This is a genomic window from Arthrobacter sp. (assembly GCF_031179385.1).
Lineage (GTDB): Bacteria > Actinomycetota > Actinomycetes > Actinomycetales > Micrococcaceae > Arthrobacter_D.
In genome coordinates this window covers 1-8,695 of sequence record NZ_JAPSHV010000005.1, presented here as the reverse complement: position 1 = coordinate 8,695, position 8,695 = coordinate 1, and the positions used below count along the sequence as shown (strand labels likewise).

Genomic DNA, 8,695 nt, shown 5'->3' with positions numbered 1-8,695 from the left:
GGAGATCAACGGACGACGACGGCGCTCACCTTCCCGTCCGCGACTGTTACGTCATAGGAGATCAACGAGCCGTCGGGCGAGGGGATAGCCAGGACCGACCGGTGTCCCTCCGCGGCGAACGCCCTGAACTCGACGTCGGTGGCCCAGTTGTAGTCGGGCCGATTCGAGACGGTGCCCACCGGCAGCACCGTTCCCGGCCGAACAAAGACCGGCGCCTCCATCACCGAGAAGGGACGGCTGTGCCACCGCGGCCCCTCGAAGGTTTCACCTGATTCAAGGTGCGTCCACTCTCCCTCGGGGACGTAGAAGGAGTGCTTTCCACCGGCCTCCAGCACCGGCGCAACCAGGAGGCTGCTTCCGAGCATGTACTGCCGGTCGAGGTGGGCGCACCCCGGGTCGTCCGGGAATTCGAGGAACATCGGCCGCATGAGCGGGGTGCCTGAGGAGTAAGCCTCCTCGGCCGCGCCGGCAAGGTAGGGCATGAGGCGCATTTTCAGTTCGGTGAAGTGGCGCAGTACGTCCACGGACTCTTCATCGACCAGCCACGGGACCCGGTAGGAGTTTGAGCCGTGCAGCCGCGAGTGGGATGACAGCAGCCCGAAGGCGATCCACCGCTTGAACATCTCCGGTTCCGGTGTGCCTTCGAACCCTCCGATGTCGTGGCTCCAGAAGGCGAAGCCCGACGAGGCGAGCGACAGACCGCCGCGGAGGGACTCCGACATGGCAGCGAAGGTGGACTCGCAATCTCCGCCCCAGTGCACGGGGAGCTTCTGGCCGCCGGTAGTCGCGGACCGCGCGAACAGGACCGCTTCACCGACGCCGAGCTCCTTCTCGAGGAGCTGGAACACGGCCTCGTTGTAGAGCTGGGTGTAGTAGTTGTGCATGCGCTGCGGGTCCGAGCCGTCATGCCAGACGACGTCCGTGGGGATGCGCTCGCCGAAGTCGGTCTTGAAGGAGTCAACTCCCTGCCCGAGCAATGCGCGCAGCTTGTCCTGATACCAGAGGACAGCGTCGGGATTGGTGAAGTCGACCAGAGCCATTCCGGCCTGCCAGAGATCCCATTGCCACACTGACCCGTCTGCCTTGCGCACGAGGTAACCGAGTTCCTGCCCCTCCCGGAACAGGTGGGAGCGCTGGGCAATGTACGGGTTGATCCACACGCAGACCTTGAGGCCGCGTTCGTGCAGGCGCTGGAGCATACCCTCCGGGTCCGGGAAAGTCTCCGGGTCCCAGATGAAGTCGCTCCAGTGGAATGCCCGCATCCAGTGGCAGTCGAAGTGGAAGACAGAGAGGGGCAGGTTCCGCTCGGCCATGCCGTCGATGAAGGACATGACCGTCTTCTCGTCATAGTCCGTGGTGAATGAGGTGGAAAGCCACAGGCCATAGGACCAGGCAGGAATTCGAGCGGGGCGGCCCGTCAGTTCCGTGTACCGCCGGAGGATCTCCTTCGGCGAGGGGCCGTAGATCACGAAGTACTGAAGCTTCTGCCCCTCGACGCTGAACTGTGCACGGGAGACCACCTCGGAGCCGATTTCGAACGATACCCGCTCGGGGTGATTCACGAACACGCCATAGCCGGAGTTGGTGAGGAAGAATGGGACGTTCTTGTAGGCCAGATCGCTGGACGTTCCGCCATCCTCGTTCCAGACGTCAATCGACTGACCGTTCTTCACGAAGGCGCCGAACCGCTCGCCTAGGCCGTACACGTTGGTGCCCACACCGAGGGTGAGCTGTTCGTGCACGAAGAAGCGCCCGGCGTCGTCGGTAATGAACCCGACGCTGCGAGGGACAGAACTGGTGAGCGGCTTTCCGTCACCGGTGAAGTCGACTCCCCAGTCACCGCTGAGGCTGACCGACGCCGTAAGGCCGCCCGAGGTGAGGGTGGCATGCGTTTCACCGACCGATACGTCGACGGCGGGATGCGCCTCCTGCAGTTCGAACCGGGGACCGGGGTCCAGCGCGCCCTGGAAATGCTCGATGGTCACTCCGATGACACCCTCGAGGGGAGAGCTGAAGGAGACCGTCAGCTGGGGGCAGTTCAACGCGTCTCCACGGGCGTTGATCGGCCGGGTGGGGGCGTAGACCTCCAGGCCGGAATCGGTGGAAACGACGTCGGCAATGTCGCGCGGGTGGAGGGCAGTCAGCCCTTTACGGTACATCCAGTACCCGTCAGTGAATTTCATGCTGTTCCTTTACGTTTCGTGCGGGCAAGAGTGCAGGGCAGTCGAAGCGCTTCGGGTCTTCGAGCCGATCCTCCGCGCTGCTATGGATCGAAGACCGTCGAAGCTAGGATGGGAAACGTGGCCACCATGAATGATGTCGCTCGGGAAGCGGGCGTCTCGCTGAGCACCGTTTCCTATGTGCTGAGCGGTAAGCGAACCATCTCCGAGGAGACCCGGCTGGCCGTCCAGGATGCCATCCGGAAGCTCAACTACAGCCCGCACTCGGGGGCCCGAGCGCTCGCCTCCAATCGCTCGAACGTGCTCGGCCTGATGGCGCCGCTTCGCGCGGACGTGAACGTCAGCGTCGTCATGCAGTTCGTGGCAGCGGTGGTCACCACTGCGCGCACCTACAACCAGGACGTCCTTCTCCTGACGCAGGACGACGCCGGTGGTCTTGAGCGGGTTACGTCCCAGTCGATGGTGGACGGGCTCCTCATGATGGACATCGAGGCACGCGATCCCCGCATTCCGCTCCTCGCCAAACTGCGGAAGCCCGCAGTTTTGATCGGGTTGCCCGATGACCCGCAGGGGCTCAGCTGTGTTGACTTCGACTTCGCGGGAGCATCCCGTACCGCGGTGCGCCACCTCGTCGAGCTGAACCACCGCAGTATCGGCTTCATCGGTTCCCCGCAGGCTTCCCTTGAGCGTCACGCGACCTACGCCGACCGAGCCCGGAAAGGATTCTCCGAGGCGTGCGAGGCCGCCGGAGTAGCCTCCGTGCTGCGCGCCTGCGAGGCCACCGTCCCGGCTCTCGCCGAAGCGCTCGACGCGCTGATCAACAACGACGGCCGCACTCCGGTCACCTCGCTCGTAGTGCACAACGAGGGGCTGTTGCCGCTCCTGCACGAGGCCCTGGCCTCCCGGGGCCTGCGGATTCCCGAGGACATCTCGGTGGTGGCGATCGCCCCGGAGGACGTGGCGCTCGCCGCAGCGAGGCCGTGGACCGCTGTCTCCATTCCCGCGCACGACATCGGCAGGGCCGCCGTCGAAATGGTGATGGACCGGCTCAACTCGGACAAGCCGGTGGAGGTTCGGCTGATCGTTCCCAAGCTGGTGCAGCGGGAAACCACGAGCGCCCGTTGACCGCGGGCCGGTGTCCCGCGTCATCCCTTCACCGCACCGATCATGACGCCCTTGGTGAAGTGCTTCTGCACGAACGGGTAGACGATGAGGATGGGAACCATCGCGATCACGATGACAGCCATCTGCAGGGCAAGCGAGGGGGCCACGCCCTGGCCAACATCAATCTGCCCGGGTACCGACACGCCCTGCAGCACGTAGGAGCGCAGGACCACCTGTAGCGGGTTCTTGGCGCTGTCATTGATGTAGAGCACCGCGTTGAAGAAAGCGTTCCAGTAGCCGACGCCGTAGAACAGTGCGATGACGGCCGTCACCGCCTTCGACATCGGAAGCACAATCTGGGCAAGGATGCGCCACTCGCTGGCACCATCGATCCGTGCGCTGTCGAGGATTCCCCGGTCAATGCCCATGAAGAATCCGCGCAGGATGATGATGTTGAAGACCGACACCGCGCTCGGAAGGATCAGTGACCAGTAGGAGTTAATGAGGCCCAGTCCTGATACCAGGAGGTAGGACGGAATCATTCCGGCACTGAAGAACATGGTGATGAGCAGGGTGAACAGCAGGGGTGTATGGGCGAAGGAGCCAGGCCTCGAGAGGCCGTAGGCGCACAGAATCGACACCACCATGCTGAGCAGCGTCCCGACGGCGGTGACGCCGACGCTCACCAGCACAGCGCGCGTCACCACTCCGCCGTTGAGGATCTGGCGGTACGCGTCGAAGGAGATCTCTCCCGGGATAAGAACGAGTCCGCCGGCCTGGGTGATGGTGCCCTGCGAGGAGATGCTGGTGAGGACGATGGTGTACAGCGGCCCGAGAACCGCCAGAACCACCAGGAACAGCAGCAACCCCTTGCCCGCCTTGGCCGCGATTCCCGGTTCTTCTTCCCAGGCGGGTCTTGAGGTGCCGGTCCGGCGGGACCGGGCTGGCTTGATGATGGTTGTCATGACTTGGAATACACCCCGTTTTCACCGAAGAGATGCGCCACTTTATTCGCAGCGAGTATGAGACCGAGCGAAATGACGCCCTTGATGAGTCCGGCGGCAGCCGCGTAACTCCAGTCGCCGTTCTGGATGCCCGTGTAGTAGACGAAGGTGTCCAGCACCTCGGCGGCTTCGGCGCCCACGGCGTCGCGCTGCAGGATCATCTGCTCAAATCCGACAGTCAGCGCATCGCCGAGGCGAAGGATCAGCAGCAGGACAATGACCGACCGCAGCCCGGGGAGGGTGACGTGCCACATTCTGCGCCAGCGGTTGGCGCCGTCAACCGCGGCAGCCTCGTACTGCTCCGGGTCGATGGCTGCCAGGGCGGCCAGGAAGACGATGATGCCCCATCCGGCGTCCTTCCAGACCGCCTGCGACGTGATGAGGAAGAGGAAGGTGTCGGGGTTGGTCATGATGTCCATGCCGTTCCACCCGTTGGCCCGCAGCATCTGGCTTAGCAGCCCTGCGCCGCCCAGCAGTTGCTGGAAGACCGAGACCACCAGCACCCACGAGAAGAAGTGCGGGAGGTAGACGATGGCCTGGATCGTTGCCCTCATCGCCGGACGAAGCAGCGAGTTCAGCAGGAGCGCCAGGGCAATCGGCACGGGGAAGAAGAACACCAGCTGGAACCCGGTGATCACGAGCGTGTTCCTGACGGCATTCCAGAAGTTCGGATCCCCGAATACGCGTGCGAAATTCTCCAAACCCACCCAGGGACTGGCTGGGATACCGATGAAGGGCGAGTAGCTCTGGAAGGCGACCACATTGCCGAGGAGCGGCACGTAGGCGAAAACCACCAGAAGGACGACGGCGGGAAGCGCCATCAGAACAAGCGACCGGTCACGCCGGAAGCGGGCCCGCAGTCCTTGCTTTCGGCGGACCGGCAGCGGGGCAGGCGAGCCGGCGCCGTCGTCGTTCGTGTTCGCCGGCGCTTGCTGCCCGCGGCGGGTGAAGTCAGTCGTGGTCATGGCGGTGGAGCTACGCGGTCAGGAACCCGGCATAGAACTCACGAAGTTTCTCGCCGCCGTTCCGCTTCCAGGTTTCGATCTCGGAGTCCAGGTCCTTGAGACCCTTGCGGCCGCGGGCAATGTCCTTGGCAAGATCGTCAAAGGGTGCGCTCAACGATCCGTACTGCGGCGGTTCCTGGATCTGCATTCCGAAGAAGACGTCTTCCTGCACGAACGGCGCCTGCCGCGCTTCCCACTCGGTCTTCGCCTGGACGAACCCGGGGTACTGGACGTGGGAATTGACCGTCGGCGGGCTGACGAGGAACTGGTAGGTGCTGGTGACTTCCTGGCGGCCGAGATCGGTCATCTGCGGGATGCCCTGGGCATCGCGCTCGAAGTGCTTGCCTTCGACGCCGCTGTTGATGAGAAGGTTTTCCTCGGTGCCGAAGGGGGCAGCTATGAAGTTCGCCAGAGCCAGCAACTCTTCGATCTTCGCGGTGTCCTCGGTCTTCTTGATGAAGCTGAAGATGCCGGCGGGCTGGCCGCTGTAGAGGACGGGGTCACCGCCGTCGGGAGCGAAGAAGTCCATGGGCTGCATATCGAAGTCCGGGTTCGTGGGCAGGACGCGGCCGAGGGCCTCATGCCAGCTGCCCACGCCGTCGGTCGTCATCAGAGTGGCCCCGGACTCGAAGCGGGGCTTGGCCTGCTGTGCGTTGCCGGCAACCGCGTCGGGGTGCACGGCACCGGACTTGAAGAGCTTGATGATCCACTCGAGGGCGGCGCGGTATTCCTCGGTCTCGAACTTGTTCACGAGTGTGCCGTCGACGAGCTTCCACTTCGGGACCACCCCGTGCATGAGCTGGGCACCGTTCCAGACGTCCTCGGATCCCCAACGGTTCTTGGAAGGATCGGTGACTTCCTTGGCTATGGCGATGTACTCGTCCGCCGTCTTCGGCTGCTCCAGGCCCATCTCGTCGAACAGGTCGGTGCGGTAGAAGAATGCGTCATTGACCAGCGGGGTGGGCATGGGCAGCCCGTACAGACCGCCCTCGAAGCAGCTGTACTTCCAGGCCGCCGTCGGGATATTCGCGAGGTTGGGATACTTCTTCACCTTGTCGCCGGCGAGGTAAGGCGCCAGGTCAGTGAACAATCCCTTGGCTGCCTGGCCGAAACGGGGCGGAATGTTCCAGGAGGGGATGACCACCCAATCAGGAACGTCACGCGGTGAGGCGAGTACAGTCTGAATCTTGTCGCCGTAGGTGTTGCCGTCGGTTGCCTGGAAGTTGATGGTGGCACCGAGCCGCTCGTTGACCGCCTGGTAGTACGCGTTGTCGGGCAAGCCTCGGGGGATGGCCCACCACGCCGGCGACATTGCCGTGTAGGTGCCGCCGCTGCCCGGCACCTTGCTGACAGACTTGACCAGTTCAGTGGGAATGGTGGTGAACCCGGGGGTAGAGCCCTTGACGCCCTGAATGTCCGGCTGCACCAGGTTCATGGGGATGTAGTCGGGCACGAGCTTCGCAACCGATTCAGCCAGGCCGCCCGCCGTCGTTGCCTGTGGAGCGGATGTGCCGGTGCTGCAGGCGGTCAGCAGCGTAGGGGAGGCTGCGAAGAAGGCGGCTCCCCCCAGCAGGCCGAGAAAGGACCGGCGGCCCAGCGGCTTGCGGCCCAGCGCAACGCCTTGAAGGTCGGTGCCGTGTGAACTGTTTGGCATGGTGCACTCCTTTGTGTCCAGGCGCGCCTTGTGCGGCGCTTGCATGGTTGGTTATCGAACTATGACGTCGGACTACCCGATTCGTCGAAGCGCTTCGATTGATCCAACCGTAGGGCATGTTTCTGTTTCGGACAAGACCGAAGTGTGTTGCTTATCACAGCGGTTGATGCCAGCATGAGGGTCGAAGAGCGCTGTGCAAGCGCTTAAACAATCCTCCCCAGTGATCGGAACTTCTTCGTGAGCGAAACCCGTCTTGCCGCCCGCACCGCAGAGAGCATCCTCGCCCTCCTGTCCCAGAGCGAAAAGGTGTCGCTGCTCCATCAGCATTCACCCGCCATTCCAGAGGTTGGCCTGGCGTATTTCCACACGGGTGCGGAGGCGGCGCACGGCGTTGCCTGGCTCGGTGATGCGACGGTTTTCCCGCAGACGGTGGGGCTGGCGGCCACCTGGGACGAGGACCTTCTGCGCAGGGTGGGGCGCGCGGTCGGCCTGGAGATGCGGGCGAAAAAGGCCGGCGACCCGACCGTGAGCCTCAACGTCTGGGCGCCGGTCGTCAACCCGCTTCGGCACCCGCTGTGGGGCAGGAACGAGGAGGGCTTTTCCGAGGACTCCGGGCTCACAGCCCTGCTGGCAACCGCCTACTGTGAAGGCCTGAAGGGCGACCACGCCGAGCAGTGGCTCACCGTTCCCACGCTGAAGCACTTCCTCGGTTACAACAACGAGCGCGACCGCAACGTCACCTCAAGCCAACTGCCGCCGCGTGTACTGAATGAGTACGAGCTCCCCGCCTACCGCCTGCCCGTCGAGTCCGGTGCAGCAGGCGCCGTCATGCTGTCCTACAACCTGGTCAACGGCCGGCCCGCCCACGTTTCGGACCTTGTGGCGGACCAGTTGCGGCGCTGGGGCAACGGCGATTCGGTCGCGATCGTGACCGACGCCGGAGCGCCTTCGTCCCTCTTCACGGCGGAGAAATACTTCGACGACGGACCGTCCGCCTATGCTTCCGCATTGCGGGCAGGCGTAGACAGCTTCACTGACGACGGTGACGATCCTGCGCCCTCGATCGCCTATCTTGAAGAGGCGCTGGCTCGCGGACTGATGTCCATGGACGATGTCGACGCGGCAGTCCTCCGCCTGCTCACCCTGCGTGAACGCACGGGCGAGTTCCTGCCCGACGGCGGTGTGTACGGCGGCATCTCCTCCGAGGCATTACTCACGGACGATCACGCGGAATTGGCCCGGGAGGCCGCGGGCAAGTCCGTGGTTGTGCTTCGCAACGCCCGCGTTCTGTCGAAGGCCTCAGGCGACGGCGGTTCCATTCTCCCGCTGGGGGATTCCCCGGGTACGGTGGCAGTGCTCGGCTCCCTCGGGTCCGACGTGCTCGCCGACTGGTACAGCGGAACCCTGGTTAACCCCGTCAGCGTTGCCGAAGGGCTCGCCGAGCGTTACGGCACAGTCGTGCCGGAGGAAGCGCTCGACCTGGTGGCGCTCCGTAGCATACGGACCAACGCCTACCTGAGCGTTCCCGAAGGAACAGCTGCGGTGACGGCTTGCTCCATGAGGCCGGAGTCTGCCGAGACCTTCGTTCTCAAGGACTGGGGCAACGGCGAGTGCACGCTCCGGTCCGCCCCGAATGACCGCTTCGTCTCCGGGGACAGTGGGTATCTCCGCGCATCCGCTGACCGGGTCGGCGGATGGGTGGTACAGGAAACGTTCGCGCTGCACCACTCGGTCGATGGTTCGGTTGCG

At 64.1% G+C, this 8,695-nt stretch carries 6 protein-coding genes; 2 read left to right on the top strand and 4 right to left on the bottom strand.

All coding sequences use genetic code 11. The features are described from left to right. Positions 1-5 precede the first annotated feature (5 nt). On the bottom strand, positions 6-2,183 hold the full coding sequence (gene yicI / locus RIF85_RS01870; RefSeq protein WP_309070209.1) for an alpha-xylosidase: 2,178 nt from the start codon (positions 2,181-2,183) through the stop codon (positions 6-8). Positions 2,184-2,291: 108 nt separating this feature from the next. On the opposite strand from yicI, the gene RIF85_RS01865 reads away from it, so the two are divergent. Further along, the gene (locus RIF85_RS01865) at positions 2,292-3,305 is read left to right on the top strand and encodes a LacI family DNA-binding transcriptional regulator (protein WP_375164451.1); all 1,014 of its coding nucleotides are present in this window, start codon (positions 2,292-2,294) and stop codon (positions 3,303-3,305) included. A 20-nt stretch (positions 3,306-3,325) separates the two neighbouring features. Here RIF85_RS01865 and RIF85_RS01860 read toward each other — a convergent pair whose 3' ends face one another. The 3 genes from RIF85_RS01860 to RIF85_RS01850 are packed head-to-tail and all read right to left on the bottom strand — an operon-like array spanning position 3,326 to position 6,946. Then, entirely contained in the window at positions 3,326-4,249 is a 924-nt protein-coding gene (locus RIF85_RS01860) for a carbohydrate ABC transporter permease (protein WP_309070208.1), read from the bottom strand. Continuing rightward, entirely contained in the window at positions 4,246-5,253 is a 1,008-nt protein-coding gene (locus RIF85_RS01855) for an ABC transporter permease subunit (protein ID WP_309070207.1), read from the bottom strand. Before RIF85_RS01855 ends, RIF85_RS01860 begins: the two co-directional genes overlap by 4 nt. A gap of 10 nt (positions 5,254-5,263) precedes the next feature. Continuing rightward, positions 5,264-6,946, bottom strand: coding sequence for an extracellular solute-binding protein (locus RIF85_RS01850; RefSeq protein ID WP_309070206.1), 1,683 nt, complete (start codon positions 6,944-6,946; stop codon positions 5,264-5,266). A gap of 237 nt (positions 6,947-7,183) precedes the next feature. Between RIF85_RS01850 and RIF85_RS01845 the strand changes: the two genes are divergently transcribed. Continuing rightward, positions 7,184-8,695: glycoside hydrolase family 3 N-terminal domain-containing protein (locus RIF85_RS01845; protein ID WP_309070205.1), on the top strand; the 1,512-nt coding region annotated here is incomplete at its 3' end.